At 72.0% G+C, this 25,703-nt stretch carries 28 protein-coding genes; 8 read left to right on the top strand and 20 right to left on the bottom strand.

What is annotated here, in order from left to right; genetic code table 11:
* Nucleotides 1-120: 120 nt before the first annotated feature.
* From ACZ470_RS30140 to ACZ470_RS30155, 4 genes are all read right to left on the bottom strand, one after another.
* Nucleotides 121-948, bottom strand: a complete 828-nt coding sequence (locus ACZ470_RS30140) for a MetQ/NlpA family ABC transporter substrate-binding protein (protein ID WP_468432277.1) — start codon at nucleotides 946-948, stop codon at nucleotides 121-123.
* Nucleotides 949-1,011: 63 nt separating this feature from the next.
* Nucleotides 1,012-1,749: a methionine ABC transporter permease gene (locus ACZ470_RS30145; RefSeq protein ID WP_468432279.1), complete on the bottom strand. Its 738-nt coding sequence runs from the start codon at nucleotides 1,747-1,749 to the stop codon at nucleotides 1,012-1,014.
* Nucleotides 1,746-2,783 carry a methionine ABC transporter ATP-binding protein gene (locus ACZ470_RS30150; RefSeq protein ID WP_468432281.1) on the bottom strand — a complete coding sequence of 346 codons (1,038 nt, stop codon included), beginning with the start codon at nucleotides 2,781-2,783 and terminating at the stop codon, nucleotides 1,746-1,748. Before ACZ470_RS30150 ends, ACZ470_RS30145 begins: the two co-directional genes overlap by 4 nt.
* A gap of 390 nt (nucleotides 2,784-3,173) precedes the next feature.
* Nucleotides 3,174-3,824: an HAD family hydrolase gene (locus ACZ470_RS30155; protein ID WP_468432282.1), complete on the bottom strand. Its 651-nt coding sequence runs from the start codon at nucleotides 3,822-3,824 to the stop codon at nucleotides 3,174-3,176.
* 90 nt (nucleotides 3,825-3,914) lie between these two features.
* Between ACZ470_RS30155 and ACZ470_RS30160 the strand changes: the two genes are divergently transcribed.
* Complete coding sequence (locus tag ACZ470_RS30160) at nucleotides 3,915-4,274, top strand: hypothetical protein (RefSeq protein WP_468432283.1); 360 nt, start codon at nucleotides 3,915-3,917, stop codon at nucleotides 4,272-4,274.
* A 1-nt stretch (nucleotide 4,275) separates the two neighbouring features.
* Nucleotides 4,276-4,704 (top strand): hypothetical protein, encoded by a 429-nt coding sequence (locus tag ACZ470_RS30165; protein ID WP_468432285.1) that lies wholly within the window; start codon nucleotides 4,276-4,278, stop codon nucleotides 4,702-4,704.
* A 1-nt stretch (nucleotide 4,705) separates the two neighbouring features.
* Here ACZ470_RS30165 and ACZ470_RS30170 read toward each other — a convergent pair whose 3' ends face one another.
* The 3 genes from ACZ470_RS30170 to ACZ470_RS30180 form a co-directional block, all read right to left on the bottom strand.
* A complete protein-coding gene (locus ACZ470_RS30170; protein ID WP_468432378.1) occupies nucleotides 4,706-5,203 on the bottom strand; it encodes a GNAT family N-acetyltransferase in 498 nt (165 codons plus the stop codon).
* A gap of 57 nt (nucleotides 5,204-5,260) precedes the next feature.
* A complete protein-coding gene (locus ACZ470_RS30175) occupies nucleotides 5,261-5,773 on the bottom strand; it encodes a sigma-70 family RNA polymerase sigma factor (RefSeq protein WP_468432286.1) in 513 nt (170 codons plus the stop codon).
* A gap of 76 nt (nucleotides 5,774-5,849) precedes the next feature.
* The gene (locus tag ACZ470_RS30180) at nucleotides 5,850-7,019 is read right to left on the bottom strand and encodes a glycerophosphodiester phosphodiesterase (protein WP_468432287.1); all 1,170 of its coding nucleotides are present in this window, start codon (nucleotides 7,017-7,019) and stop codon (nucleotides 5,850-5,852) included.
* Nucleotides 7,020-7,390: 371 nt separating this feature from the next.
* Here ACZ470_RS30180 and ACZ470_RS30185 point away from each other — a divergent pair, with 371 nt between their 5' ends.
* Nucleotides 7,391-8,062, top strand: a complete 672-nt coding sequence (locus ACZ470_RS30185) for a lysophospholipid acyltransferase family protein (RefSeq protein WP_468432380.1) — start codon at nucleotides 7,391-7,393, stop codon at nucleotides 8,060-8,062.
* A 16-nt stretch (nucleotides 8,063-8,078) separates the two neighbouring features.
* On the opposite strand, the gene ACZ470_RS30190 is transcribed toward ACZ470_RS30185, so the two are convergent.
* From ACZ470_RS30190 to ACZ470_RS30245, 12 genes are all read right to left on the bottom strand, one after another.
* Nucleotides 8,079-9,317, bottom strand: a complete 1,239-nt coding sequence (locus tag ACZ470_RS30190) for a sensor histidine kinase (RefSeq protein ID WP_468432289.1) — start codon at nucleotides 9,315-9,317, stop codon at nucleotides 8,079-8,081.
* On the bottom strand, nucleotides 9,314-9,982 hold the full coding sequence (locus ACZ470_RS30195; protein WP_468432291.1) for a response regulator transcription factor: 669 nt from the start codon (nucleotides 9,980-9,982) through the stop codon (nucleotides 9,314-9,316). Before ACZ470_RS30195 ends, ACZ470_RS30190 begins: the two co-directional genes overlap by 4 nt.
* An 8-nt stretch (nucleotides 9,983-9,990) precedes the next feature.
* A complete protein-coding gene (locus tag ACZ470_RS30200; RefSeq protein WP_468432292.1) occupies nucleotides 9,991-10,848 on the bottom strand; it encodes a S1C family serine protease in 858 nt (285 codons plus the stop codon).
* A gap of 203 nt (nucleotides 10,849-11,051) precedes the next feature.
* A complete protein-coding gene (locus ACZ470_RS30205; protein WP_468432294.1) occupies nucleotides 11,052-12,005 on the bottom strand; it encodes a VWA domain-containing protein in 954 nt (317 codons plus the stop codon).
* A 25-nt stretch (nucleotides 12,006-12,030) separates the two neighbouring features.
* Nucleotides 12,031-12,936, bottom strand: a complete 906-nt coding sequence (locus ACZ470_RS30210; RefSeq protein ID WP_468432296.1) for a DUF58 domain-containing protein — start codon at nucleotides 12,934-12,936, stop codon at nucleotides 12,031-12,033.
* Nucleotides 12,933-13,946 (bottom strand): AAA family ATPase, encoded by a 1,014-nt coding sequence (locus ACZ470_RS30215; RefSeq protein WP_468432298.1) that lies wholly within the window; start codon nucleotides 13,944-13,946, stop codon nucleotides 12,933-12,935. The genes ACZ470_RS30210 and ACZ470_RS30215 overlap by 4 nt, the downstream gene beginning before the upstream one ends.
* Complete coding sequence (locus ACZ470_RS30220) at nucleotides 13,943-14,173, bottom strand: hypothetical protein (protein WP_468432299.1); 231 nt, start codon at nucleotides 14,171-14,173, stop codon at nucleotides 13,943-13,945. Before ACZ470_RS30220 ends, ACZ470_RS30215 begins: the two co-directional genes overlap by 4 nt.
* Nucleotides 14,174-14,293: 120 nt before the next feature.
* Complete coding sequence (locus ACZ470_RS30225) at nucleotides 14,294-15,817, bottom strand: MFS transporter (RefSeq protein ID WP_468432300.1); 1,524 nt, start codon at nucleotides 15,815-15,817, stop codon at nucleotides 14,294-14,296.
* Nucleotides 15,814-16,383: a TetR/AcrR family transcriptional regulator gene (locus tag ACZ470_RS30230; RefSeq protein ID WP_468432302.1), complete on the bottom strand. Its 570-nt coding sequence runs from the start codon at nucleotides 16,381-16,383 to the stop codon at nucleotides 15,814-15,816. The genes ACZ470_RS30225 and ACZ470_RS30230 overlap by 4 nt, the downstream gene beginning before the upstream one ends.
* A gap of 90 nt (nucleotides 16,384-16,473) precedes the next feature.
* Nucleotides 16,474-17,445 (bottom strand): aldo/keto reductase, encoded by a 972-nt coding sequence (locus tag ACZ470_RS30235; RefSeq protein ID WP_468432303.1) that lies wholly within the window; start codon nucleotides 17,443-17,445, stop codon nucleotides 16,474-16,476.
* Nucleotides 17,446-17,601: 156 nt separating this feature from the next.
* Complete coding sequence (gene argH, locus ACZ470_RS30240; RefSeq protein WP_468432305.1) at nucleotides 17,602-19,032, bottom strand: argininosuccinate lyase; 1,431 nt, start codon at nucleotides 19,030-19,032, stop codon at nucleotides 17,602-17,604.
* A 109-nt stretch (nucleotides 19,033-19,141) separates the two neighbouring features.
* A complete protein-coding gene (locus ACZ470_RS30245; protein WP_468432306.1) occupies nucleotides 19,142-20,335 on the bottom strand; it encodes an argininosuccinate synthase in 1,194 nt (397 codons plus the stop codon).
* A gap of 300 nt (nucleotides 20,336-20,635) precedes the next feature.
* Between ACZ470_RS30245 and ACZ470_RS30250 the strand changes: the two genes are divergently transcribed.
* The 5 genes from ACZ470_RS30250 to ACZ470_RS30270 all read left to right on the top strand — a co-directional run bounded on the left by ACZ470_RS30250 (nucleotide 20,636) and on the right by ACZ470_RS30270 (nucleotide 24,995).
* On the top strand, nucleotides 20,636-21,223 hold the full coding sequence (locus ACZ470_RS30250; protein ID WP_468432308.1) for a pyridoxamine 5'-phosphate oxidase family protein: 588 nt from the start codon (nucleotides 20,636-20,638) through the stop codon (nucleotides 21,221-21,223).
* Nucleotides 21,224-21,226: 3 nt separating this feature from the next.
* Nucleotides 21,227-21,928 carry a L,D-transpeptidase family protein gene (locus ACZ470_RS30255; RefSeq protein WP_468432310.1) on the top strand — a complete coding sequence of 234 codons (702 nt, stop codon included), beginning with the start codon at nucleotides 21,227-21,229 and terminating at the stop codon, nucleotides 21,926-21,928.
* Nucleotides 21,929-22,003: 75 nt separating this feature from the next.
* Nucleotides 22,004-23,386 carry a ferredoxin reductase family protein gene (locus ACZ470_RS30260; protein WP_468432311.1) on the top strand — a complete coding sequence of 461 codons (1,383 nt, stop codon included), beginning with the start codon at nucleotides 22,004-22,006 and terminating at the stop codon, nucleotides 23,384-23,386.
* 39 nt (nucleotides 23,387-23,425) lie between these two features.
* Entirely contained in the window at nucleotides 23,426-24,202 is a 777-nt protein-coding gene (locus tag ACZ470_RS30265; protein ID WP_468432313.1) for an FMN-binding protein, read from the top strand.
* Nucleotides 24,203-24,257: 55 nt separating this feature from the next.
* Nucleotides 24,258-24,995: an FAD:protein FMN transferase gene (locus ACZ470_RS30270; RefSeq protein WP_468432382.1), complete on the top strand. Its 738-nt coding sequence runs from the start codon at nucleotides 24,258-24,260 to the stop codon at nucleotides 24,993-24,995.
* 161 nt (nucleotides 24,996-25,156) lie between these two features.
* Here ACZ470_RS30270 and ACZ470_RS30275 read toward each other — a convergent pair whose 3' ends face one another.
* Nucleotides 25,157-25,696 (bottom strand): arginine repressor, encoded by a 540-nt coding sequence (locus ACZ470_RS30275; RefSeq protein WP_468432315.1) that lies wholly within the window; start codon nucleotides 25,694-25,696, stop codon nucleotides 25,157-25,159.
* Nucleotides 25,697-25,703: the final 7 nt, after the last annotated feature.

A 25,703-nucleotide genomic window follows, 5' to 3' on the forward strand; every position in this document is an offset into this window, starting at 1 on the left:
AACCTGAGAGACCGTCGGGTGCTGCTGAACTGCCCAGCATGCAGCATGAAGGCACGGAACCGCACCACGGGGTCCACCCCTTGTATCGGAGTGGACCCCGTGAGTGTCCGGCGGGCCGGATCAGAAGGAGGCGAGGACGGAACCGGCGTACTTGTCCTCGATGAACTTCTTCACCTCGGGGGAGGTGAGGAGCTTCGCGAGCTTCTTCACCCGCGGGTCGTCCTCGTTGCCCTCCTTGACGGCGAGGAGGTTGCTGTTGGGGTTGCCCTTGGCGGACTCCAGGACGAGGGCGTCCTCGGCGGGCTTGAGGTCGGCCTCGATGGCGTAGTTGCCGTTGACCACCGCGGCGTCGACGTCGTCCAGGGAGCGCGGGGTCTGGGCCGCCTCCAGCTCCTTGAACTCGAGGTTCTTCGGGTTCTCGGTGATGTCGGCGGGGGTCGCCGCGGTGCCGACGCCGTCCTTGAGGGTGAGGAGTCCGTTGGCGGCGAGCAGCTGGAGCGCGCGGCCCTCGTTGACGGTGTCGTTCGGGAGGGCGATCGTCGCGCCGCTCTTCAGCTCGTCGGCCTTCTTCACCTTGTGGGAGTAGAGGCCGAGCGGCTCCAGGTGCACGTCGACGACGGAGACGACGTGGGTGCCGTTCTTCTTGTTGAAGTCGTCGAGGTACGGCTGGGTCTGGAAGTAGTTGGCGCCGACCGAGCCGTCCTCCGTGGCGGTGTTCGGGGTGACGTAGTCGGTGAACTCCTTGACCTCGAGGTCAAGGCCGGCCTTCTCGGCGAGGTTGTCCTTGACGAAGTTCAGGATCTCGGCGTGCGGCACGGGGCTCGCGGCGACGACGAGCGGGCCGGAGGTGTCGGTGGCGGCGTCCTGGTCCGAGCCGCAGGCGGTGAGCCCGAGGGTGAGGGCTCCGGTGGCGAGGACAGCGGTGGTGATCTTGGCGGTGTTACGCACGAAAAGTGCCTTTCCTTGGGTGATGCGACCCCGTGTGGGTGGTACGGGGAGTCCTTGAGGGGGTTACGCGACCTTGCTGATGTCGGCCGCGGCGGGCTCCTTGGCCCTGAGGAGCCGGAGCCTGGGCGAGGGGCCGGAGCGGCCGCCGCGACGGTGCAGGGCGCGGGCCGCGTAGTCGCCGGCGAACTGGATGAGCGAGATGACCACGGCGAGGATCGCGACGGTGATCCACATCAGACCGGTCTCGAAGCGCTGGTAGCCGTAGCGGACGGCGAGGTCGCCGAGTCCGCCGCCGCCGACGGTGCCGGCCATGGCCGAGTAGCCGATCAGGGCGATGATCGTGGTGGTGGTGCTGGCGATCAGCGAGGGCAGGGCCTCGGGGACGAGGACCTTGCGGACGATCGTCCACGTGTTTCCGCCCATGGCCTGCACGGCCTCGACGAGTCCGTGGTCCACCTCGCGCACGGCCGTCTCGACGAGGCGGGCGAAGAAGGGGATGCCGCCGATGGCGAGCGGCACGATCGCGGCCTCGCTGCCGATGGTGGTGCCGGTGACCCAGCGGGTGAAGTTCATCAGGGCGACCATGAGGATGATGAACGGCAGCGAGCGGCCGATGTTCACGATCTGCCCGATGACCTTGTTCACCAGGGTGTTCTGAAGCAGTCCGCCCTTGTCGGTGAGGACGAGCAGGATGCCGAGCGGGAGGCCGCCGAGGACGGCGATCAGGGTGGACCAGCCGACCATGACCAGCGTTTCGGTACACGCCTGTTCGAGCAGCGGCTGCATCTGGGACCAGGTCACTTGGCCGTCTCCTTCACCAGTGCGGGCTCCTCGCCGTTCACGACGTCGATCTGGAGGCCCTGTTCGCGCAGGAAGCCGATCGGTACGACGTTGTCCTCGTAGCGGCCCGGCAGTTCGATGCGCATCCGGCCGACCTGGAGGCCGCCGACGGTGTCGATGGCGGCACCGAGGATCGATATGTCGATGTTGTAGGTGCGCGAGAGCTGGGAGACGACGGGCTGGGTCGTGCTCTCGCCGTGGAAGGTGACGTCGAGGACGGTGCGGTCGTCGGCGGAGGCCTCGCCGCCGACCGGGAACAGCGCGGAGGCCAGTTCGGAGCCGGGGGTGGCGAGGAGTTCGCTGACCGTGCCGGACTCGACGATGCGTCCGTTCTCCATGAGGGCGGCCGAGTCGCAGATCGACTTCACGACGTCCATCTCGTGGGTGATGAGCAGGACGGTGAGTCCGAGCTGCCGGTTGAGGTCGCGCAGCAGCTGGAGGATCGAGCGGGTGGTCTCCGGGTCGAGGGCGCTGGTGGCCTCGTCGGAGAGCAGCACCTTGGGGTCGCCCGCCAGGGCGCGGGCGATGCCGACGCGCTGCTTCTGGCCGCCGGAGAGCTGGGCCGGGTAGGCCTTGGCCTTGTCGGCGAGGCCCACCAGGTCGAGCAGTTCCAGAGCCTTGCGGGAACGTTCCTTCCCCGACTTCCCGAGGATCTCCAGCGGCAGTTCGACGTTGTCCTGCACGGTGCGCGAGGAGAGCAGGTTGAAGTGCTGGAAGACCATGCCGATGCGGCTGCGCGCCTGCCGCAGTTCCCGGCCGGCGCGGGGGCCGCGCCCGGCGAGGGCGGTGAGATCCTGTCCGGCCACGGTCACGGTGCCCGAGGTGGGGCGTTCCAGCAGGTTGACGCAGCGGATGAGGGAGGACTTGCCGGCGCCGGACTGGCCGATGACGCCGTAGACCTCACCCTCGCGGACGTGCAGGTCGACGCCGTCCAGGGCGGTGACCTCGCGGCCGCGTGAGCGGTAGACCTTCGTAAGGCCCGAGGTGGTGATCACGTGGGTTTCCGTCACTGTCGAGTGCGCGGCACGTCGTGGGCGCCGGGCACGAGGCATTTCAGGTGGAAAGCGGCAGGGCGGCACGGATCTCGGCGGGGCGTGGCGAAGGAGTCCGTGGAGAAACGTGCGCGCGGGGGCGTGGCTCAGTCACGCATGCGGGCGGACGTGAGCGGGCTCTCGCTTCGGGGCGCGAGGCTCAGTGGTGCAGGGGCCCTCTAGAAGCCGCGCATTCGGCGCTGACACATACAACGAGCACCGGGCGTCATGGTCGCCTCGGTCGCAGGGATGCGGTCGCTCGTCGTGGTCATGCGATCAGTAAAGCAGACGTTTGCTCCTGACCGGACACGGCTGTCCGCATGGTGGACAGCCGTGGACAGCGGTGCGCGCACGTCAGGGGCGTACGGAGATCTCCACTCCCCCGTCCGTGACCAGTACGGACAGGGCCGAGAGGTCCTCGACGACCAGGTCGGCGCTCAGTTCGTCGGCCCGGTGGGTTGTGGCCAAGGCCACGGTGGTCATACCGGCGGCGCGGCCGGCCTGGAGTCCGGCGGGGGCGTCCTCGAAGACGACGCAGTGCGCGGGGTCGACGCCCAGGGTGCGGGCGGCGAGGAGGTAGGGCTCGGGGTCGGGCTTGCCGCGGGTGACGTCGTCGGCGGCGACGAGGGTCTTGGGCAGGATGCCGACGGCGTCGAGGCGGGCCTCGGCCAGGCGCCGGGTGGCGGAGGTCACCACGGCCCAGCGCTCGGCGGGCAGTGCGGCGAGGAAGTCCTTGGTCCCGGGCAGCAGGCGCACGCCGCCGCCCGGCACGTCCTCCACCTCCAGGTCCTCGATGCGCGCGACGGCCTCCGGCACGACGTGGGCGGGCAGCAGGTCGGCGGCGACCGCGGCGGCCGTCCGCCCGTGCAGTTCGACCCTCCCGAACTCCTCGGCCGTGATCCCGTACTCGTCGGCCCACCGCGTCCAGCAGCGGTTCACGGAGTCGAGGGAGGACACGAGGGTCCCGTCGTTGTCGAACAGCAGGGCACGCGCATGAATGGTCATGCCATCGACCCTACGGTGCCGCCGCACCCTGCCGGGACGCTCCCGGGGCCGGAGGCGGTGACGGTTTTCCGCCGTAATAGGGTCACAGGCATGCTTGATGTCCTGACGGTGGTGACGGGTGTCGCCGCGTTGATGCTCGGCGCCTGGTGCGGCTGGGCCGCCTACCGTGACCAGCCGACGAAGGACTGGCACTTCATCGGGATGGCCGTGGTCACGCTGCTGGCGCTGGCGCAGCTGATCGTCGGGATCGTGCAGCTGGCCCGGGGCGAGAAGCCGGAGCAGGGCACGACGATCTTCGTGGCGTATCTGCTCGGCTCGTTCGCGTGCGTTCCCGCGGCCGGCTTCCTGTCGCTGGGCGAGCGCACCCGCTGGGGATCGCTGACCGTCGCCGCGAGCGGGGTCGTCCTGGCCGTGCTCCAGGTGCGCCTCTATGACATCTGGGGAGGCTGACATGGCCGCGACGCAGGAGAAGCCGGCCGGGGCGCGGCTGATCGGCGGGCCCGGACTGCTGCTGGTGTGGCTGTACGGGGTGATGGTCGTCGGCGCGGTGTCGCGCTCGGCGTACCAGATCGCCACCGAGTTCGACCGGGCGCCGCTCGCCTACTCGCTGTCGGCGGTGGCCGGGGTGGTCTACGGCTTCATCACCTACACCCTGGTGCGCGGCGGGGAGACGGCCCGCAGGGCGGCGCTGGTGTGCTGCGCCGCCGAGCTCGTGGGCGTACTGACCATCGGCACCTGGACGCTCGTGGATCCGTCCGCGTTCCCCGACGCGACCGTGTGGTCGGACTACGGGATGGGGTACCTCTTCATCCCGGTGCTGCTGCCCCTCACCGCCGTGTACTGGCTGCGCAAGGCGCGGCCGGCCCGGTCCGCGTCCTGATTCAGGCGGTCGTCGCGTACGCCTGGGCCTGCTTCTCCAGGACGATCATCGGTACGCCGTCGGCTCCCTGGGACGTGCCCACGCGCTGGTAGCCGACCTTGCTGTACAGCCGCAGATTGCTCTCGCTGCGGTGCCCGGCGTGCAGCCGGAACGTCCTGGCGCCCCGCTCTCCGGCGAGTGCGGACTCCGCCGCCTGGAGAAGACGGGCCCCGATGCCGTGCCCCTGGAGGCGGGGGTGGACGCAGAGCTTGCCGATCGCGGCGGCGCCGTCCTCGGTGATCCGGCCGTGCACCGAGCCGACGATCTCGTCGCCGAGGCGGGCGACGAAGACGCAGTCGCCGGCGACCTCCTCGCGCACCGAGTCGAGGCTCTGGACCAGGGGGTCGATGCGGTAGTTGCCGTAGAGCGCCGCCTCGCTCTGGAAGCACAGGTACTGCAACCTGAAGATCTGCTCCGCGTCCTGCTCGGCCGCCGCAGAGATGGTCACGCTCATGCCCATGTGCGCATGCCTCCCGCTCACCTGATCACCTGTCGTCCCTCACTCCTATCCCCGTCCTCAGCGCGCCGCAACCTCCGGTGTGAGCAAACGCCGCAGACATCCCAGGCATCTGGAACGTTCCGGGCCGAGACTGCCCTGTGAGATACCCAACTCCCCCGCGATTTCCCGGTATGTCGGATCGCGCGGGGACAGCAGCGCCTCGATCAGCCGGGGGCAGCGGCCGGGCAGCCGTCGCACCGCGTCCCGCAGCGCGCGGCGGTGGACGGCGGCGAGCGCGAGACGTTCGGGGTCGTACCGGCCGGCGTCGGCGGGGTCGCCGGTCAACGCCGTTTCCCGGCGGGCGGTACGGCGGGTGCGGCGGGCCTCGGTACGGACGGCCCTGCGGAGCCAGTCCGGGATGTCGGACGGCGGGCCGGCGGCGTCGAGGCGCTCCAGGAGGCGGAGCCATACCGCCTGTTCCAGATCGCCCGGTTCGGTCCCGGAGCCGAGCGCCTCGGCGGAGGCCTCCGCGCTGAGCAGCGGACGGAGGGAGACGACCAGCTCGTACGCCGTGACCGGCTCGTGTGTCATACGCGCAACGACTCGGCCGCCCCGGGCGGGGTTGCCCGGGGCGGCCCGAAGTTCACCCCTGCCGGGGCGGAGCGGGTCAGCCGTTGACGAAGTCCTCACGGGCCAGCAGTCCCGTGTCCGGGTGGTCGGTGAAGACGCCGTCGATGCCGGTGGCGAAGTACGCCCGGTAGGCGCCGAAGACGTCGCCGTAGGCGTCGGGGTCGGTGCCCTTGCGGAACTCGGCGGGCAGGAAGGGGTTCTCGTTGCGCAGGGTGTAGGGGTGCAGGATCAGGCCCGCGCGGTGGGCGTCCCGCACCAGGGTCGTGGGTTCGGCGAGCCGGCCGCTCGCGTCGCGCGGGATGACCAGGTCGAGGGTGGGGCCGATGCCCTGGGCGTAGGAGGCGATCTCCTTCAGGCCCTTGGGGGTGATGAGGTCGGCGACGGTGCGCGGGTCGCCGGACTCGACGAAGTCCCAGGGGCGGCTGTTCGCGCCGGACAGCAGGACCACCAGCGGGTTGTCCACGAGCCTGCTGAACCGCTGGATGCTGGTCGGTTCGAACGACTGGAGGATGACCGGCGAGTTCCGGCGGTCCTTTCCGTGCTTCCGCAGCAGCTTCGCCACCCGCTCCTCCAGGCCGAGGCCGAGGTCGCGGAAGTAGGTGGGGTGCTTGGTCTCGGGGTAGATCCAGACCTGCTTGCCGCGCTTGCGGGTCTGCTCGTCCTGCCAGCGCAGTACCTCCTCGAAGGTGGGGATCTCCCAGCGGCCGTTGTAGAGGGTGTTGTGCGGCCGGTTGGCCGGGATGCGCTCCACCGCGCGGAGCCGCTTCAGCTCGGCGAGGGTGAAGTCCTCGGTGAACCAGCCGGTGACGGGGACGCCGTCCAGCGTCTTGGTGGTCCGGCGGCCGGCGAACTCGGGGTGGTCGGCGACGTCCGTGGTGCCGCCGATCTCCGGCTCGTGCCGGCAGACGATGTGACCGTCCCTGGTGGGCACCAGGTCGCCGGCCTCGACGATGTCCGCGCCCATGTCGAGGGCGAGCTGGTAGGCGCCGAGGGTGTGTTCGGGCCGGTAGCCGCTCGCCCCGCGGTGGCCGACGATCGTGGGAACGGGCAGGCCCTTCAGCCCCCGGCCGCCGCCGTTGCGCGTGTCGGCGGCTCTCGCCGTGCCGCCCAGCCCCAGGACCGTTCCGCCCGCGCCGAGCACCGCCGCGCCGAGGAGGGCCCGCCGTCCGGTTCCGCCCGTCTGTCCGTTCGACTCCCGCTGTTCCATGAGCGCCCTCCTGGTGTCCGGCTCGTTCGGTGCGCGCCGATCGTAGGTGGGGCCGTGTGACGGGCGGGAGACCCCGGGCCGAACACACGGGTGATGTTGAGTGGCGTACGGCGGTCGGTGCCGCGTCGTACGTCTGGCGTATTCCGCGGGGGACATGAGGGTCCGTCGGATGGGTCCGGCCGGTTCGGGGCACCCGGCGGGTGTGCGGGCCCGGGCGGGCCGCCACGGGTACGGGCGTGTCAATTGTGCGTAAGACCTCGGTGAACCCCATGAGCCCGATGTGCGCAACCCCCGGGATCGCGAGTAATGTCCTCACCTGCACAGACTCATACGGCATGCATCGACGTCCGCTTCCCCTACCGGAGGGCCCGTTGTCCCGCTTCGCGCTCATCAAGGCAGTGCTCGGCCCGATCATGCGCCTGATGTTCCGCCCACGGGTGGAGGGCGCGGAGCACATCCCGGGCGACGGTCCGGTCATCCTGGCCGGCAACCATCTGACGTTCATCGACTCGATGATCCTGCCGCTCGTCTGCGACCGTCAGGTCTTCTTCATCGGCAAGGACGAGTACGTCACCGGCAAGGGCCTCAAGGGCAGGCTGATGGCGTGGTTCTTCACCGGCGTCGGCATGATCCCGGTGGACCGCGACGGCGGCCGGGGCGGTGTGGCGGCGCTGATGACGGGGCGCCGGGTGCTGGAGGAGGGCAGGATCTTCGGCATCTACCCGGAGGGCACCCGCTCCCCCGACGGCCGACTGTACCGGGGCCGTACCGGCATCGCCCGGCTCACCCTGATGACCGGCGCGCCGGTCGTGCCGTTCGCCATGATCGGCACGGACAAGCTCCAGCCGGGCGGCGCGGGTCTGCCCCGGCCGGGCAAGGTCACCGTCCGCTTCGGCGAGGCGATGGAGTTCTCCCGCTACGAGGGCATGGACCGCGACCGCTATGTGCTGCGCGCGGTCACCGACTCGGTGATGACCGAGGTGATGCGGCTGTCCGGCCAGGAGTACGTCGACATGTACGCCAGCAAGGCCAAGGCCGCGTAGACGACCTCCACGTGCTCTAGACGGCGGGCTGCTCCTCGGGCGGCCCGCCGTTGGTGTGTCCGTCGCCGGGGGCCGGGAACCACAGGACGAAGGTGGATCCCCGGCCGACCCGGGAGAACAGCCGGACCTGCCCGCCGTGGGACTCCACGATCTGCCGGACGATGGCGAGGCCGAGCCCGGCGTGCCGGTCGGGTCCGCCGCCGGGGGCGGCACCGTCGTGCCGGGCGCGCCAGAACCGGTCGAAGACCCGGGCCTGGTCGTCGTCCAGGATCCCGGGTCCCTCGTCGCGTACGGCCGTCCACAGCCAGGGCCCGTCCCGGCCCGCGGCGACGGTGATCGGCGTTCCGGCGGGGGCGAGGCGTACGGCGTTGGAGAGCAGGTTGCCGACGGCACGGCGGATGGCGTCGTGGTCGCCGATGACGGTCAGGCCGGAGGTGAGCCGGCGGTGCAGGACGAGGGCGCGTTCGGCGGCGAGCGGGGCGAACTCCTCGCAGGCCTCGCCGGCCGCCGCCGCGAGGTCCACGTCGGCGTCGGCGAGCGCGGGGGCACTGCGGCGGGCGGTGGCGAGCAGGTCCTCGACCAGCCGGGTCATCCGGGTGGTGGCCCGGTCCACACCGCGGGCGGCGGCGCGCCGCTCGGCCTCGTCGGAGTCCTCGGCGGTGAGGACGGCGTCCAGGTTGGCGCGGATGATGGCGAGCGGGCTGCGCAGTTCGTGGGAGGCGTCGTCGATGAGCTGCCGCTGGGCGCGGAAGGCCTCGTCGAGCCGGTCGAGCATGGAGTCGACGGTGTCGGCGAGGTCGCGCAGTTCGTCCTTGGGGCCGGTGAGCCGGATGCGCTGGGAGAGGTCGGTGGCCTGGATCTCGGCGGCGGTACGGGAGATGGAGCGGACGGGGCGCAGGGCGCGGCCGGCCAGGACCCAGCCGATCGCGGGTCCGGCGACGGCGAGGGCGCCGAGCACCACGAACGAGAAGTTGCGCAGGTTGGCGAGCGTCTCGTAGTTCACGGCCGCCTCGACCTCCTGCACCTTCACGGCCTCCACCTCGCCGACGTAGACGTCGTTGACGTACTTCGAGGCGGTGAACCCCTTGGTGACGGGCTTGGCCTCGCCGCTGCGTTCGACGGCGACGTAGGTGGCGCCGAGGACGGCGGCGGTGAGGACGAAGAGGAGGCCGGAGTACAGGACGGTGAGGCGGAAGCGGATGGTGTGGGTGAAGGCGGGCAGACGCGGGCGCCGCGGGAAGGGGGTGCGCTTCATGGCGTCTCCTTCAGGCGGTAGCCCTGCCGTATCACCGTCTCGATGAGCGGCTCCTCGTCGCCGGTGATCTTGCGGCGCAGGGAGCCGACCGTGACGCGCACGGTGTTGGTGAACGGGTCGGCGTGCTCGTCCCAGACGTGTTCGAGCAGTTCCTCGGCCGGGACGACGCGTCCGGGGCGGGTCATCAGGTAGTGCAGGACGGCGAACTCCTTGGGAGTCAGCTGGAGGGTGCGGTCGCCGCGGCGGGCCTCGAAGCGGGCGGTGTCCAGGCGGAGTTCGCCGACCTCGACGACGGAGGTGCCGCCCTCCTCGCGGCGCAGCAGGGCCCGGATGCGGGCGAGGAGTTCGGGTAGGGCGAAGGGTTTGACCAGGTAGTCGTCGGCGCCCTCGTCGAGGCCGCGGACCCGGTCGGCGAGGCGGTCGCGGGCGGTCAGCATGAGGATGCGGGGGCCGCCGGGGGTGGCCCGGATGGCGCGGCAGACCGTGAACCCGTCGCCGTCGGGCAGGTTGAGGTCGAGCAGGACGAGGTCGTAGTCGTTGACGGCGAGCTTCTCGGTGGCCGTGTCGACGTCCGGGGCGACGTCGACGGCGTGTCCGGCCCGGACCAGGCCCACCCGGAGCGCGACGACGAGGTCCTCCTCGTCCTCGACGACGAGCAGTCTCATGCGTCCCCCTAACCACCGTCGATGATCGTGCGGGCGGAGGCGACGGCGTCGCCCACGGGGATCGCGAAGCCGATGCCGATGGAACCGCCCCTGTCCCGGTCCAACGTCGCGATGGCCGTATTGATGCCGACGACCCTGCCCTCGCCGTCCACCAGGGGGCCGCCGGAGTTGCCCGGGTTGATCGACGCGTCGGTCTGGAGGGCGCGCCGCTGTCCGCCGGCGCCGTTCGCCTCACCGAGGCTGACGGAGCGGTCGAGGGCGCTGACGATGCCGGACGTGACGGTGCCGGTGAGGCCGAGCGGGGAGCCGATGGCGAGGACGGGGTCGCCGACGGCCGGGCGGACCCCGGTGGCGAGCCGGAGGGGGGTGAGTCCGCGGGCCGTCTCGGGCTCCAGTACGGCGACGTCGTGGGCGGGGTCGTCGCCGACCACCTCGGCGGAGAGCCGGCGCCCGTCCTCCAGTTCGACGGTGACGCGTGAACTGCCCGCGACGACATGGGCGTTGGTGAGGATGCGGCCCCGCTCGTCGAACACGAACCCGGACCCCTGTCCGCCGTCCGTCCGCACGGCGACCACGCTGGGCAGCACGCGGGCGGCGACGGCCCGGAGGTCACCGGGGGCGCGCTCGGCGGAGGCGGCCGGTGCGGTGTCCTCGTCCCCGATCAGCCCGGCGCCGTATCCGGCGGCCCCGCCGGCGAGCACGGCGGCGACGATCGCCGCGACCAGGGGGCGGGAGCCGCCCCGGGGAGCGTGGGGCGGCTTCCCCGGGGGGACGGTGTCGGGTGCCGGGGCGTGCGCGGACGCCGACGGCTCCGGGGCGGGCGCAGGGTCCCCGGCGGCAGGGACCCGGGGCGGACGCCCGGACACGAAGGACGGCCCCCGGGGCTCACCGATGCCGAGCGGACCGGCGGGTTCGGGCGCGGGCGCCGGACTCCCGGGCGCCGCTTCCGTGGGACCGGCGGCGGGCGGGGAGGGGGGTGCGGGGGACGGTGGGCGCGGCGGGGCCGTGGGGCCGGGCGGGGGCGGTGGGCCGGGTCGGCGGGGGTCGGGCATGGCGGGTGTCTCCTTCGTCAGGGGATGCGGGAGAACCACAGCAGGGACGTGGCCGCCGCCAGCAGGGCCGTGAGGAGGCCGGCCGCCACGAACCACTGCCAGATCTCGCGTTCCTCGGTGCGGTGGCCGACGGAGCTGCCGATGTCCTCGTAGACGTCCTGGAGTTCCTCGCCCGTGGCGGCCTCGTGGTGGTCACCGCCGGTGCGGGAGGCGAGGTCCTCCAGGGCGGGCCCGTCGACGGGGACCCGCAGGACACGGCCGTCGGGGAACTCCAGTACGCCGTCCTCGGTGCCGTACGCGATGGTCGAGACCGGGATCCGGTCGTCCGCGGCCTCCTCGGCCGCCGCCTCCACCGAGCGGCCCACGGTGTTGGAGCCGTCGGACAGCAGCACGATGTGCGCGGGCGGTGGTTCGGTCCCGGCCCGCTCGTCGAGCGCGCGGATCGCGTCGCGTGCCGCGACGACCGCCTCACCGATGGCCGTGCCCTGGCCGGGGGTCAGCCGTCCGAGTGCCGTGTGCAGCGCCGCCCGGTCGGTGGTCGGGGGCACCGCCACCGTCGCGGAGCCGCTGAAGGTGACCAGCCCGGTGTTGAAGCGCTCGGGCAGCCGGTCGATGAAGGTGCGGGCGGCCCGCTGGGCGGCGACGAACCGGCTCGGCTCCACATCGGTCGCCTCCATGGACCCCGAGGTGTCGAAGGCGACCACGACGGTGGCCCGTTCCCGCGGTACCCGGACGTCCGCGGTGGGCCGGGCGAATCCGACCACCAGCAGCGCGAGCATCGCGCAGAAGGCCGCGGCGGGCACGTGCCGGCGCCAGCCGGGCCCCCGGGGCGCCACCCGGTCGAGCAGTTCGAGGTTGGTGAAGCGGACGGCGTAGCGGGCGCGTCGGCGCTGCACCAGCAGATACGCGGCGATCAGTGCGGCGAGCGGCAGCAGGAGCAGCAGCCAGCCGGGCGAACGCAGGCCCATCATCCCTCCCTCGTGGCGGACGTGCGGCTCATGCGGCACCGCCTCCCCGGCGCCGCTGCGTCTCCACGTACCGGACGACGTCGCGCACCCAGTCCCGGTCCGTGCGCAGCCGCAGGTGGGCGGCGCCGGAGCGGCGGATGGACCGCTGGATCAGGGCCCGCTGTTCCAGCGCGGCGCTCGCGTAGCGTTCGCGCAGGGCGCGTGCGTGGGTGGCGATCTCGCGCCGGCGTCCGGTTTCGGGGTCGACGACCGTGAGGATGCCGACGTCGGGCAGTTCCAGTTCGCGTGGGTCGACGGTCTCCACGGCGAGGACCTGCTGGCGGCGGGCCACCGTGCGCAGCGGCCGTTCCCAGCCGGTCTCAAGGAAGTCGGAGATGACGGCGACCATCCCGCTCGCGGGCAGGGCGCGCAGTGCGTGCAGGGTCTCGGCGAGGCCCTGGGTCGGCGGGCCGGGGGCCACGCGCGGCCGTTCGAGGGCGGCGCGCAGGATGGCGAGGAGGTGTCGGCGGCCGGTGCGGGGCGGGATGCGGCGGATGCCGTCGGGGCCGGTGAGCTGGGCGCCGAGCCGGTTGCCGGCCCGTTCGGTGAGGAAGGCGACGGCCGCCGCCGCGCCCACCGCCAGATCGCGTTTCTCCATGCGCGCGGTGCCGAAGTCCATGCTGGCGGAGGCGTCGAGGACGATCCAGGTGGTGAGTTCGCGGTCGGCGAGGGTGAGGCGGACGTGCGGGACGGTGGTGCGGGCGGTGGCGTTCCAGTCCATCCGGCGGACGTCGTCGCCGACGACGTAGGGCCGGGTCTCGGCCAGTTCGTCGCCGGGGCCGGGCACCAGCGCGGGGTGGTCGCCCTGGAGCATGCCGTCGGGGTGTCGGGTGAACAGGAGCTCCAGGTGCCGGAGCGCCTGTTCGGGGGTGAGTTCGCCGAGTGCGGGAGTCATGCCGCGGCCTCCCGGCCGGTCTGGCGGGGGCTGATCCGGGGCTGTTCCACCGCGGCCACCACCTCGTCCACGATCTCGGCGGCGCCCACCCCGTCGGCGAGCGCGTCGAAGGACAGGACCAGGCGGTGGGCGATCACCTCGTGCGCCAGGTCGCCGACGTCCTCCGGCAGGACGTGTCCGCGTCCGCGCAGCAGTGCCAGCGCGCGGGCGGCGGCGATCAGGCCGAGGGTCGCGCGCGGGCCGGCGCCGTGCGCCAGCCGGCTGTCCGGCCCGGCGAGTTCACGGGTGAGGCAGACCAGCCGTACGGCGTACTCGGCGACGGCGTGGTGCACGAACACCTCGTCGGCGGTGCGCTGGAGCGCGGCCAGCCGGTCGGGGGTGAGGACGCGGCGCGGGCGGGGCGGGTCGACGCTCATCCGGTAGAGGATGGCGAGTTCCTCCGTCTCGCTCGGCGCGGCGACCTCGACCTTGAGCAGGAAGCGGTCGCGCTGGGCCTCGGGCAGGTGGTAGACGCCCTCGGACTCGATCGGGTTCTGGGTGGCGAGGACGAGGAAGGGCTCCGGGACGGGGAGGGTGGTGCCGCCGATGGAGACCTGGCGCTCGCCCATCACCTCCAGCAGCGCCGACTGCACCTTGGCGGGGGCGCGGTTGATCTCGTCGGCGAGGACGATGTTGGCCATCACCGGGCCGGGTTCGATGCCGAACGTCTCCCGTGAGGGCCGGTAGATCCGGGTGCCGGTGATGTCGGAGGGGACGAGGTCGGGCGTGAACTGGAGGCGGGCGAACCGTCCGCCGACGACATGGGCCAGCGTCTTCGCCGCGAGGGTCTTGGCGACGCCCGGTACGCCTTCGAGGAGGCAGTGGCCGCGGGCCAGGATCGCGGTGAACATCCGTTCCACCATGCGGTCCTGGCCGACGATGACCCGTTTGACCTCGAAGAGGGCCTCCTCGAGCGTCTTGTCGTCGGGGGGACCGAGGGGTTCCTCGGGGTGCGGGGACACGGCGGTCACAGCGCCGAGGCGGGGTCGTCCGGGCCCGGGGCGGTGCCGCCCGGGTCCTTCCACGGGCAGTCCTCGTGGTCCGCGGCGCCGGAGGCGTCGCGTTCCTCGACGACGAACCTGATCCGCTCGCGCGAGGTGTCGTCGCCGTCGGCGGCGAGCGCGACCCCGCCGCCCGTGAGGCCCGCTGCGGCCAGGACGGAGACGGTGAGGATCGCCTTCTTCGTACGACGTGTCATGGTCGGTGGCTCCTTCGGCCGTCGGGAACGACGTCGGATACGGAGCCAAGACCATCAGGCGGGGGCGAAAACGGGCTTAAAGGCGTCGCGGAGCCGGGGCCGTTACGGCTCCGCGACGCCTCAGGCGGTGTCGTCCAGTCGCTGGCCGCGCAGCAGCACCCAGGCGGCCGGTGCCGCCAGGAGCAGGACGGCCGCACCCACGCCCGCCGCCAGCGTCAGGCCGTCGACGAAGGACTGGCGGGCCGCCTCGAGCATCGCCTCGGCGGTGCGGGCGGGCAGGTGCGCGGCCGCCTCCACGGCCCCGCCCAGCGATTCGTGCGCGGCGGCCGGTGTGCCGGCGGGGCCGGTGAAGTCCCGGTAGACACCGGTGACGATGGAGCCGAGCGCGGCGATGCCGAGCGCGGCGCCGAGTTCGTAGGCCGTCTCGGAGACGGCGGAGGCGGCGCCGGCCTGGTCCTTGGGCACGCTGGAGAGGATCACGTCGGCGGTCACCGTGAAGGAGAAGCCGGCGCCGAGACCGACCACCAGCAGGGCCGCCCCGAGCAGGGGGTAGCCGGTGGACTGGCCGATCACCGTGAGCGCGGCCAGCGCCAGGCCGATGGCCGCCAGTCCCCCGGCGACGACCGAGCGCACCGAGAACCGCCGGGCGGCCCGGCCCGCGACCAGTCCGGCCGCCACCGCGCCGATCGCGGCGGGGAGTTCGGCCAGTCCCGCCTCGAACGGGCGCCTGCCCTGGACGAGTTGCAGATACTGCGAGAGGAAGAACACGAGGCCGGACAGGCCGAGGATGGTCAGCAGATCGGCGAGCACCGCTCCGCTGAACCCGCGGTGCCGGAACAGCCGCATGTCCAGCAGCGGGACGGGCAGCGTGAGCTGACGGCGTACGAATCCGTACAGGGCGGCGGCGCCCAGCAGTCCGGCGGCCGGGACGGACCAGCCGAGGCCGTGGCTCGCGGCCTCCTTCACCGCGTAGACGACGCCGATCATGCCGACCAGGGACAGCACCACGCTGGTCATGTCCCACGGTCCGGGGTTCGGGGTGCGGGACTCGGGGAGGAGCCTGATGCCGACGACCACCAGGACGGCCATCACCGGCAGGTTGATCAGGAAGACCGAGCCCCACCAGAAGTGTTCGAGGAGGAAGCCGCCGAGGATCGGCCCGACGGCGGTGCCGGCGGAGGCGGTGGCGCCCCAGATGCCGATGGCGAGGCTGCGTTCACGCGGGTCGTGGAAGAGGTTGCGGATCAGGGCGAGGGTGGCGGGCATCAGGGTGGCGCCGGCGACACCGAGCAGGGCCCGGGCGAGAATCATCACCTCGGGCGTGTGCGCGTAGGCGTTGAGCACGGATATCGCGCCGAACGCGACGGCGCCCCAGAGCAGGATCCGCTTGCGGCCGACGCGGTCGCCGAGGCTGCCCATGGAGACGAGCAGACCGGCGATGACGAACGAGTAGACGTCGCCGATCCACAGCAGCTGGGTGCCGGTGGGTGCGAGGTCCTCGCTGATGTAGGGGGTGGCCAGGCCGAGGACGGTCGCGTCGACGGCCACCAGCAGTACGGCGAGCACCAGGACGGAGAGCGCGAGCCACCGGCCCGGACGGCGTATCTCCTCGGTGGTGGTGTCGGGCCGCAGGGCGCTGGTCATGATTCCTTCCTTCGCGCCGGATCGTCCTGGCGTCGTGCGCCGCCGAGCAGCAGCTCGACGATCATGTGGGTGAAGTCCTTGGGAGCGACGCGCCCCTCGGCCACCGCCCAGGCGGCGGAGGCGAGCAGCCCGTAGAGGGCCTCGGTGAGCCAGGCCGGGGTGAGGTCGATGCGGAACTCGCCGCTCGCCTGGCCGCGCCGGAACAGCTCGGCGATGCGCTCGTCGATCCTTGCCCAGCCCTCGTTCTGTTCCTCGCCCTCGAACAGCTGGTTCTCGCTGTAGAGGAAGGCGAGCAGGCCGGCGTGGGGTTCCACCTCGGCGACCAGACGGCGTACTGCGTCGGTGGCGGGCCCCTCGTCGGGCCGGGCCGCCTCCAGGGCGGCCTCGCACTCCGCGATCCCGAGCGCCTCCAGCGCCCGGACCAGCGCGTCCCGCCCGGCGAACTGCCGGTGCAGGGTGGCACGGCTGATCCCGGCGGCCCGGGCGACCTCGTCCATGGTCGCGGTGGATTTACGGGTCAGCAGGGCGGCGGCACTGCGCAGCACGTGGTCACGATCGACAGCCATGAGACAACCGTACCCCATATGAGACATTCATGTCTCATGCAAGGCGTACGCGTCTCATGACTGTCGAGGTGTGAAGGTGTGGTCGCTCGCTCAGTGCCAGGGCAGCTGTCCGCGCCGCTCCCAGTAGGCTCCCGGCTCCTCGACCAGGTCGGCGAGGCGGGACAGCTGGTCGTCGGTGAGGTCGACCACGGCGGCGTGCAGGTTGGAGGCGAGCTGGGAGGTGGTCGCCGCACCGGAGAGGACCACGCCCGCCCAGGGCTCACGAAGGACCACCGCGAGGGCGACGGCGTCGCAGTTCAGACCGGTCTCGTCGGCGACGGCCCGCAGCGCCTCCGGGGCGTTGGGCGCGGCGAGCCGGCCGTTGGCCATGGCCTCCTTGACGATCACGGTGAGCCCGGCGTCATGGGCCTCGGCGAGCGCGGGCGCGGCCGAGGTCTCCAGGGCGTTGTAGGTGGACTGGACGGTACGGAAGAGGGGCTCGCCGTCGACCGTGACGGCCAGGGCGGCGCGGATGGCCTCGGCCTGCGCCGGGCCGCTGGTGGAGAAGCCGACCGTGAGTCCCTGAGCGGCCGCCTCAGCGAGCCGGGCGTGCAGTTCCTTGTCGGTGAGGGCGGGGCTCTCCGGGGTCACCGAGTGGATCTGGTAGAGGTCGAGCCGGTCCCCGAGCAGCGCGTCGGTCTCGGCGCGCTGACGCTCGTAGGCCGCGAGGGAGTGGTCCTTGACCTCGTGCCGCTCGGCGTCGGTGGACCAGTCGGCGGTGTAGGTGTAGCCCCATTTGCTGCCGATGACGACGTCGTCGACGTCGGTGCGGCTCTTCAGCCAGTCGGCGAGGAACTCCTCGGAGCGGCCGTAGGAGCGGGCGGCGTCGAAGTAGCGCACGCCCTGGGCGTAGGCGGCGTCGAGGAGTTCGTGCGTACGGGTGCGCAGCGTGTCCACGCTGCGGTTCTCTCCGAGGTCTTCGTTCCGGCCGAGGTTGATGTAGCCGGGGCGGCCGATCGCGGCGAGGCCGAGGCCGATGTGGCAGGTGGGGGTTGTCGCTGTTGCCAGTCGGGCGAAGGGCATCGCGGGCTCCGTTCGGTCGGGTCCGGTACGGTTCCCGACCAACGTAACCCGCGATGACTTTGACTTCGCCCAAGAACTCGGGGCGTGCGGTGGTCTGGCGAGTGCGGCACCGTCGTGGCTTGTCGCGCAGTTCCCCGCGCCCCTGAGGTCGTTGCCCTACTGCTTCTTTGCCGTCGCCCACTCGTGCTGGGCTGCCAGGTTCGCCTTCACCTCGGCCAGTTGGATCGCCACCGCGCTCGGGGCCGTGCCGCCCCTGCCGTTGCGGGAGGCGAGGGCGCCGGGGACGTTGAGGACCGTACGGACCTCGGGGGTGAGGTGGGTGGAGATCTTCGCGAACTGTTCGTCGGTCAGTTCGTCCAGTTCCTTGCCCTCGGCCTCGGCGGCCTTGACGCACTCGCCGGCCACCTCGTGGGCGACGCGGAACGGGACGCCCTGCTTGACCAGCCACTCGGCGATGTCGGTGGCGAGGGAGAAGCCGGCCGGGGCCAGTTCCTCCATGCGCTCGCGGTGCACGGTGAGGGTGGCCATCATGCCCGTGAAGGCCGGGAGCAGGATCTCCAGCTGGTCGATGGAGTCGAAGACCGGCTCCTTGTCCTCCTGGAGGTCGCGGTTGTACGCGAGGGGCAGCGCCTTGAGCGTCGCCATCAGGCCGGTCAGGTTGCCGATCAGACGGCCGGACTTGCCGCGCGCCAGCTCGGCGATGTCCGGGTTCTTCTTCTGCGGCATGATCGACGAGCCGGTGGAGAAGGCGTCGTGCAGGGTCACGAAGGAGAACTCCTTCGTGTTCCAGATGATGACCTCCTCGGCGATCCGGGAGACGTTCACGCCGATCATCGCGGTGATGAAGGCGAACTCGGCGACGAAGTCCCGGGAGGCGGTGCCGTCGATGGAGTTGGCCGCGCTGCCGTGCTCGAAGCCGAGGTCCGCGGCGACCGCCTCCGGGTCCAGGCCGAGGGAGGAACCGGCGAGCGCGCCCGAGCCGTACGGGGACACCGCCGTGCGCTCGTCCCACTGGCGCAGCCGCTCGGCGTCCCGGGACAGCGCCTGGACATGGGCGAGGACGTGGTGGGCGAAGAGCACCGGCTGGGCGTGCTGGAGGTGGGTGCGGCCGGGCATGGCGACGTCCGGGTGGGCCTCGGCGAGGCCGACGAGCGCGTCCTGGAGGTCGGCGATCAGGCCGCCGACGATGCGGGCGTGGTCCCGCAGGTACATCCGGAACAGGGTCGCCACCTGGTCGTTGCGGGACCGGCCGGCCCGCAGCTTGCCGCCGAGGTCGGGGCCGAGGCGCTCCAGCAGGCCGCGCTCCAGGGCGGTGTGCACGTCCTCGTCGGCGATGGTGCCGGTGAAGGAGCCGTCGGCGACGTCCGCTTCGAGCCGGTCGAGACCGGCGATCATCCGGGTCAGCTCGTCCTCGGTGAGCAGTCCCGCCCCGTGCAGCACGCGCGCGTGGGCACGCGAGCCGGCGATGTCGTAGGGCGCGAGCCGCCAGTCGAAGTGGACGGACGCGGACAGCTTCGCCAGGGCCTCGGCGGGACCGTCGGCGAAACGGCCGCCCCAGAGCCGTACGTCACCGCTGTTGCTGCTCACTACCTGCACTCCTCAAGAATGGTGATGAAAAGCGCCCCAAAGGGGCGCGGGGAACTGCGCACCCAGCCACAACGGGCCCGCAGCTCCCCTACCACAGCAACCGAACCGGTCAGGCCAGATCCCGCTTCGCGGCGATCTTCGCCGACAGACTGTAGATGTCGATGAACCCCTTGGCCGCGGCCTGGTCGAACGTGTCGCCCGTGTCGTACGTCGCCAGGTTGAAGTCGTACAGCGACGACTCCGAACGCCGCCCGGTGACGACGGCGCGCCCCCCGTGCAGGGTCATCCGGATGTCGCCGTTGACGTGCTCGTTGGCCTCGGCGATGAAGCCGTCCAGGGCGCGCTTGAGCGGGGAGAACCACTGGCCGTCGTAGACGAGCTCGCCCCAGCGCTGCTCGACCTGCCGCTTGTAGCGGGCGAGCTCGCGCTCGACGGTGACGTTCTCCAGCTCCTGGTGGGCGGTGATCAGGGCGATGGCGCCGGGCGCCTCGTACACCTCGCGGGACTTGATGCCGACGAGGCGGTCCTCGACCATGTCGATCCGGCCGATGCCCTGGGCGCCGGCGCGCTCGTTGAGCTGCTGGATCGCCTGGAGGACGGTGACGGGCTTGCCGTCGATGGCCACCGGCACACCCTGCTTGAAGGTGATGACGACCTCGTCGGGCTCACGCGCCACGGCGGGGTTCTGGGTGTACTCGTAGACGTCCTCGATCGGGGCGTTCCAGATGTCCTCGAGGAAGCCCGTCTCGACGGCGCGGCCGAAGACGTTCTGGTCGATGGAGTACGGGGACTTCTTGGTGGTCGCGATCGGCAGGCCCTTGGCCTCGCAGAAGGCGATGGCCTTGTCGCGGGTCATGGCGTAGTCGCGGACCGGGGCGATGCACTTCAGGTCGGGGGCGAGGGCGACGATGCCGGCCTCGAAGCGGACCTGGTCGTTGCCCTTGCCGGTGCAGCCGTGGGCGACGGTGGTGGCGCCGTGCTTCTGCGCGGCGGCGACGAGGTGCTTGACGATCGTCGGCCGGGAGAGGGCGGAGACCAGCGGGTAGCGGTCCATGTAGAGGGCGTTGGCCTTGATCGCCGGGAGGCAGTACTCCTCGGCGAACTCGTCCTTGGCGTCCGCGACCTCGGCCTCGACGGCACCGCAGGCGATGGCGCGCTTGCGGATGACGTCCAGGTCCTCGCCGCCCTGGCCGACGTCGACCGCAACGGCGATGACCTCGGCGCCCGTCTCCTCGGCGATCCAGCCGATGGCGACGGAGGTGTCCAGACCGCCTGAGTAGGCGAGTACGACGCGCTCGGTCACGGGTTTCTCCTCACAGTGCATTCGCTGACATGCATGAGTATGCAGGAGTCCGCATGAATCGTCAATCCGCCCGTCAAACCGGGGCCGGGGTGAACATCGGAAGCCGTCTTCGCGTACTTCTCGCCGGACACGGGCGCCGCGCCGGACCGGCCCGGACGCCCTGGCCGCCTGCACGCTCACCACGTGAGGTGACAGGCGCCGTGGCCGCCCCGTGGAAGCGCCGGCCGGGGCGGCCACGGCTTCCCCGGCTCCGGTCTATTGTTTAGACAAACGAACGACCTGGTCCCATAATCGGTGGACATGGGAAAAACGCATGAGCGCATAGACGGCCGCCTCCGCACCTTCATCGAGGAACAGCCCGTCTTCTTCACCGCCACCGCCCCGCTGTCCGCCGACGGCACGGTCAACCTCTCGCCCAAAGGGCTGAAGGGGTCCTTCGCCGTCCTCGACGAGCTCACCGTGGCCTACCTCGACTTCGCCGGCTCCAACGCCGAGACCATCGCCCATCTGCGGGAGAACGGCCGGATCACCCTGATGTGGTGCGCGTTCCAGGGCCCGCCGAACATCGTGCGCGTGCACGGCCGCGGCGAGCCCGTGTTCCGCGACGACCCCCGCTTCCCCGACCTGCTCACCCGTTTCCCGGACATCGACCCCTCCCACCACGGCCTGCGCGCCGTCATCGTCGTGACGGCCGAGCTCATCCGGGACACCTGCGGGTACGCGGTGCCCTTCATGGCGTACGAGTCGGAACGCGACCTGCACGAGAAGCGGTTCGCGCGGGAGGACGACGCCTCGCTCGACGCGTACTTCACCAAGAAGGAGCACATCGCGACCAGCCTGGACGGACTCCCCGGGCTGCCGTTGCCGCTGCCCCCGTCTACGGTCTGAGCCATGCGCCCAGGTGCCGCCCCCGCCGCCGTCCTCGTCTCCTTGTCCCTGCTCCTGCTCGGCGCGGGACGGCCGTCCGCGCCGCTGCCGGACCGGATGGCGGACACCGGGGGCGGCACCCAGCTGATCACCGCGGTGGCGGCGGGCACCGGCTCGACGACCGGGACGGTCACCTGGTGGGACCTGCGGAACGGCCGCTGGGTGGCGGCCGGCTCCGCGCCGGCCCGCTTCGGGGCGAAGGGACTGGCCGAGGGCACCACCCGACGGCAGGGCACGAACACGACCCCGACGGGCCTGTACGGGATGCCGTACGCCTTCGGCATCGAGGCGGCGCCGCGCGGGACGGCGTACAGGTACCGCCCGGTGCGGCAGAACTCCTGGTGGTGCCAGGACAACGACTCGCGCTCCTACAACCGCTGGACCGAGCCCCGGGCGGCCGACTGCCGGGCCGCCGAGGCCGAGCACCTGATCGGCTTCCGCGCGCAGTACGCCCACGCCCTCGTCGTCGACTTCAACTACCACCGGCCGCGGCGCGGCCGGGGCGCCGGAATCTTCCTGCACGTCAACGGGCGTGGGGCGACGGCCGGATGCGTTTCCGTGCCGAAGGACGCGATGCGGCGGATCCTGCGCTGGGCGGATGCCGCGAAGGAACCACACATCGCGATCGGGACGACGGGCGGGCGCACCGCGATCACCCGGTACTGAACCGGGATTCCTCTGAACACTCCGGCGTGACGGCGCGTATCTGTGGGTCAAGGGCCGAGTCCCCACGGAGGAACCGTGACCACCACGCTCGCCGGCGGCCGTGCCGCCCGCCGCCAGACGATGCGCCGCATCCGTCCGCGCCGCTCCCCCGCCGTGCCGTTGCTGCTCGCCGTGGGCGCGGGCGCGGTGGCCGTGCTCTGGTTGTGGTGGACCAACACACCGTCCATCGCGGACACCACCGGGAAGATCGTCGCCGCGGGCCGGATCACCGGCCTGCTCGCCGGCTATCTGATGGCCCTGGTGGTGCTTCAGATGGCGCGGGTGCCCGCGCTGGAACGCCGGGTCGGTTCGGACCGGGTCGCCCGCTGGCACGCGATGAGCGGCCGCTACACCGTCAGCCTGGTCGCCGCCCATGTCTTCCTGATCATGTGGGGCTACGCCCGGCAGGCCGGCAAGAGCCTCGGCGACATCGTGCAGCAGACGATCACCTCCATCAACACCCTGCCGGACATGGGCAAGGCCGCCATCGGCACCGGTCTGCTGTTCGTGATCGCCTTCATCTCCATCGGCCCGATCCGGCGCCGGCTGCCCTACGACGGCTGGTACCACGTGCATCTGCTGACGTACGCGGCGGTGTTCCTGACGTTCTGGCACCAGATCACCACCGGCAACGAGTTCGCCGTCGAACCGACCGCGAAGACCTTCTGGTACGGGCTCTACGGCGCGGTGACGGCGCTGGTCCTGTGGTACCGGGTCATCACTCCGGTGCGGCTGAACATGCGGCACCGGATGCGGGTCGAGGCGGTCATCGAGGAGACGCCGGGCATCGTGTCCGTGCTGATCGGCGGGCGCAAACTGCACCGGATGGGCGCGGAGGCCGGGCAGTTCTTCCGCTGGCGGTTCAAGGCGCCGGGCATGCGGTTCAGCTCCCATCCGTACTCGCTGTCGGCGGCGCCCCGGCCGGACATGCTGCGGATCACCGTCAAGGCGATCGGCGACCACACCTCGCGGCTGCGCGAACTGGAGCCCGGGACGAAGGTGTGGGCGGAGGGCCCGTACGGGGCGCTGACCGCGCAGCGCCGCAGCCGCGGCAAGGTGCTGCTGGTGGCGGGCGGGGTGGGGATCACCCCGATGCGGGCGCTGTTCGAGACCCTGCCCGGCGCCTCCGGTGACATCACGCTGCTGTACCGGGCGAACAGCACACAGGACCTGGCGCTGTGGGGCGAGCTGGCGAAGATCGCCGACGAGCGCGGTGCCCGGCTGATGTACGCGGTCAACAGCCCCGACGGTGAGCGTCCCGACATCTCGGCCGACAGCCTGCGGCGGAAGATCCCCGACATCGACCGCCACGACGTGTTCATGTGCGGGCCGCCCGGGTTCGCGCAGTCGGTGTACGACGCACTGCGCGACGCCGGGGTCCCCGCGCGCCGTATCCATCACGAGTCGTTCGAGATGTGAGCGACGGGTCATCCACACCCATCAGGAGCCTGAGAAACGATGAGGAAGAGTCACCCCGTCCGGCGTGCCGTGCTCGCGACCGCCGCCACCGTGTCCGGCATCGTGCTGCTGCTGTCGCTCAAACCCGCGTCCGATCCCGGCTCGGCCGCCGCGGCCGGTGGCGCGGCCCCGCCCGCGGCGGCCCAGTCCCCGCAGGGCGGCGCCCGGCCCATCGGGAACGGCACCGTCACCGGTGACGCGGCGCGGACCCAGTACGGCGCGGTGCAGGTCCGGCTGACCGTGAGCGGCGGGAAGATCACCAAGGCGGAGGCCGTGCAGGCGCCCGAGGGCGGGCAGAGCGACCAGATCACCTCCAACGCCGTGCCCAGGCTCAACCAGGCGGCCGTCGCGGCGCAGGGCGCGGAGATCGACGCGGTGTCGGGGGCCACGTACACCAGTGCCGGGTACAAGAAGTCGCTCCAGTCGGCGCTGGACAAGGCGCGGGCGGCCGGGTCCCCGGAGTCCTCCGGTTCGGGGGGCGGCGGGAACGCCGGGAACGCCGAGGCGCGGACCGTCACCGGGGGCGTGGCGCAGACCCAGTACGGGCCGGTGCAGGTCCGTATCACCGTCAGCGGCGGGAAGATCACCAAGGCGGAGGCCGTGCAGGCGCCCAAGGGCGGGCAGAGCGACCGGATCACCTCCAACGCCGTGCCGAAGCTCAACCAGGCGGCCGTGGCGGCCGGCACCGCGGAGATCGACGCGGTGTCGGGGGCCACGTACACGAGCGCGGGGTACAAACAGTCACTCCAGTCGGCGCTGGACCAGGCCGGTGGCTGACACGGTGACCGAGCCCGCCGAGGCTCCCGCCGCGGTGCGTCACGCGGAGGAGACGATGGGGACCGTCTTCTCCCTCGACGTCCGCGGCGGGGAACCCGTCGCGGTGCGCGCGGCGGTGGAGGAGGCGGTCGCGGGGCTGCACCGGGTCGACGAGGTGTTCAGCACGTACCGCGACGACAGTCAGATCTCCCGGCTGGCGCGCGGGGAGCTGACCGTCGGGGAGTGCGACGCGGACGTCGCCGAGGTGCTGGACCTGGCGGCGGAGGCGGAGCGGGTGAGCGACGGGTGGTTCAGCGTGCGTTACCGGGGCCGGCTCGATCCGACGGGGATCGTCAAGGGCTGGGCCACGGAGCGGGCCGCGCGTCGGCTCGCTGCCGCGGGGGCGGTGGGGGTGAGCGTCAACGGGGGCGGTGATGTGCAGTTGCTGGGGGCGCCGGGGGCGGGGCGGCCCTGGCGGGTGGGGGTGTCGGATCCGTTGCGTCCGGGTGGGCTGGCGGCGGTCGTCTCGGCGGCGGGGGTGGAGGAGCTGGCGGTGGCGACGTCCGGGACCGCCGAGCGGGGGGATCACATCGTCGATCCGCGCACGGGGCGGTCGGCGGTGACCGATCTGGTCTCGGTGACGGTGGTCGCGCCTCGGCTGACGTGGGCGGACTGCTGGGCGACGGCGGCGTTCGCGATGGGGTCGCGGGAGGGGTTGCGGTGGCTGGAGTCCCTCCCGGACGTCGAGGCGCTGCTGATCACCGCGGGCGACGAGGTGCGGTGCACCGGGGGGCTGGCCGCCCGTTTGGGCTGAGGTACGGACGTTTCACTCACCCGCGTTGGCGGGGTGCCGCCGCGCCCACCCGTGCCGCCCCAGCGGCACGACTGCCCGCAGCTACGCGCCCCTAGGGGCGCGGGGAACTGCGCGACCAGCCACGACGCGCCCGCGGTCGGCAGACCACCGCACCGCCCCCTTCAGTGGCCGTTCTGGGCCAACCTCAGCAAGTGGTCCGCCAGGGCCTGACCCCCCGTCGGCTCCCGACTGATCAGCAGCAGCGTGTCGTCGCCGGCGATCGTGCCGAGGATGTCGTGCAGCTCCGCCTGGTCGATGGCCGAGGCCAGGAACTGCGCGGCACCGGGCGGGGTACGCAGGACCACGAGGTTCGCCGAGGCCTCCGCGGAGATCAGCAGCTCCTGCGAGAGCCGCCGCATCCGCTCCTCCTTGGCGGACTCCCCCAGCGGCGCCCGGGGCGTGCGGAAACCCCCCTCGCTCGGCACCGCGTAGATCAGGTCGCCGTCGTTGTTGCGGATCTTCACCGCGTTCAGCTCGTCCAGGTCGCGGGAGAGCGTCGCCTGGGTGACGCTCAGCCCGTCGTCGGCGAGCAGCTTCGCCAGCTGGCTCTGCGACCGCACCGGCTGCCGGTTGAGGATGTCCACGATCCGGCGGTGGCGTGCGGTGCGCGTCTGCGGCACGGCAGGTCCGGCGTGCTGACCCTGGTCCTGCTCCTGGCTCATCGTCGTC

The sequence above is a fragment of the Streptomyces sp. NPDC031111 genome (genome assembly GCF_055570675.1).

What these genes read in the sequence shown, in the direction of transcription:
- ACZ470_RS30255 (WP_468432310.1), top strand. Translation starts at nt 21,227, where the DNA reads ATGCGCCCAGGTGCCGCCCCCGCCGCCGTCCTCGTCTCCTTGTCCCTG.
- ACZ470_RS30170 (WP_468432378.1), bottom strand. Translation starts at nt 5,203, where the DNA reads ATGGGCATGAGCGTGACCATCTCTGCGGCGGCCGAGCAGGACGCGGAG.
- ACZ470_RS30220 (WP_468432299.1), bottom strand. Translation starts at nt 14,173, where the DNA reads ATGACACGTCGTACGAAGAAGGCGATCCTCACCGTCTCCGTCCTGGCC.
- ACZ470_RS30160 (WP_468432283.1), top strand. Translation starts at nt 3,915, where the DNA reads ATGCTTGATGTCCTGACGGTGGTGACGGGTGTCGCCGCGTTGATGCTC.
- ACZ470_RS30205 (WP_468432294.1), bottom strand. Translation starts at nt 12,005, where the DNA reads ATGATGGGCCTGCGTTCGCCCGGCTGGCTGCTGCTCCTGCTGCCGCTC.
- ACZ470_RS30210 (WP_468432296.1), bottom strand. Translation starts at nt 12,936, where the DNA reads ATGACTCCCGCACTCGGCGAACTCACCCCCGAACAGGCGCTCCGGCAC.
- ACZ470_RS30175 (WP_468432286.1), bottom strand. Translation starts at nt 5,773, where the DNA reads ATGACACACGAGCCGGTCACGGCGTACGAGCTGGTCGTCTCCCTCCGT.
- ACZ470_RS30155 (WP_468432282.1), bottom strand. Translation starts at nt 3,824, where the DNA reads ATGACCATTCATGCGCGTGCCCTGCTGTTCGACAACGACGGGACCCTC.
- ACZ470_RS30165 (WP_468432285.1), top strand. Translation starts at nt 4,276, where the DNA reads ATGGCCGCGACGCAGGAGAAGCCGGCCGGGGCGCGGCTGATCGGCGGG.
- ACZ470_RS30190 (WP_468432289.1), bottom strand. Translation starts at nt 9,317, where the DNA reads ATGAAGCGCACCCCCTTCCCGCGGCGCCCGCGTCTGCCCGCCTTCACC.
- ACZ470_RS30270 (WP_468432382.1), top strand. Translation starts at nt 24,258, where the DNA reads ATGGGGACCGTCTTCTCCCTCGACGTCCGCGGCGGGGAACCCGTCGCG.
- ACZ470_RS30275 (WP_468432315.1), bottom strand. Translation starts at nt 25,696, where the DNA reads ATGAGCCAGGAGCAGGACCAGGGTCAGCACGCCGGACCTGCCGTGCCG.
- ACZ470_RS30225 (WP_468432300.1), bottom strand. Translation starts at nt 15,817, where the DNA reads ATGACCAGCGCCCTGCGGCCCGACACCACCACCGAGGAGATACGCCGT.
- ACZ470_RS30265 (WP_468432313.1), top strand. Translation starts at nt 23,426, where the DNA reads ATGAGGAAGAGTCACCCCGTCCGGCGTGCCGTGCTCGCGACCGCCGCC.
- ACZ470_RS30195 (WP_468432291.1), bottom strand. Translation starts at nt 9,982, where the DNA reads ATGAGACTGCTCGTCGTCGAGGACGAGGAGGACCTCGTCGTCGCGCTC.
- ACZ470_RS30250 (WP_468432308.1), top strand. Translation starts at nt 20,636, where the DNA reads ATGGGAAAAACGCATGAGCGCATAGACGGCCGCCTCCGCACCTTCATC.
- ACZ470_RS30180 (WP_468432287.1), bottom strand. Translation starts at nt 7,019, where the DNA reads ATGGAACAGCGGGAGTCGAACGGACAGACGGGCGGAACCGGACGGCGG.
- ACZ470_RS30235 (WP_468432303.1), bottom strand. Translation starts at nt 17,445, where the DNA reads ATGCCCTTCGCCCGACTGGCAACAGCGACAACCCCCACCTGCCACATC.
- ACZ470_RS30230 (WP_468432302.1), bottom strand. Translation starts at nt 16,383, where the DNA reads ATGGCTGTCGATCGTGACCACGTGCTGCGCAGTGCCGCCGCCCTGCTG.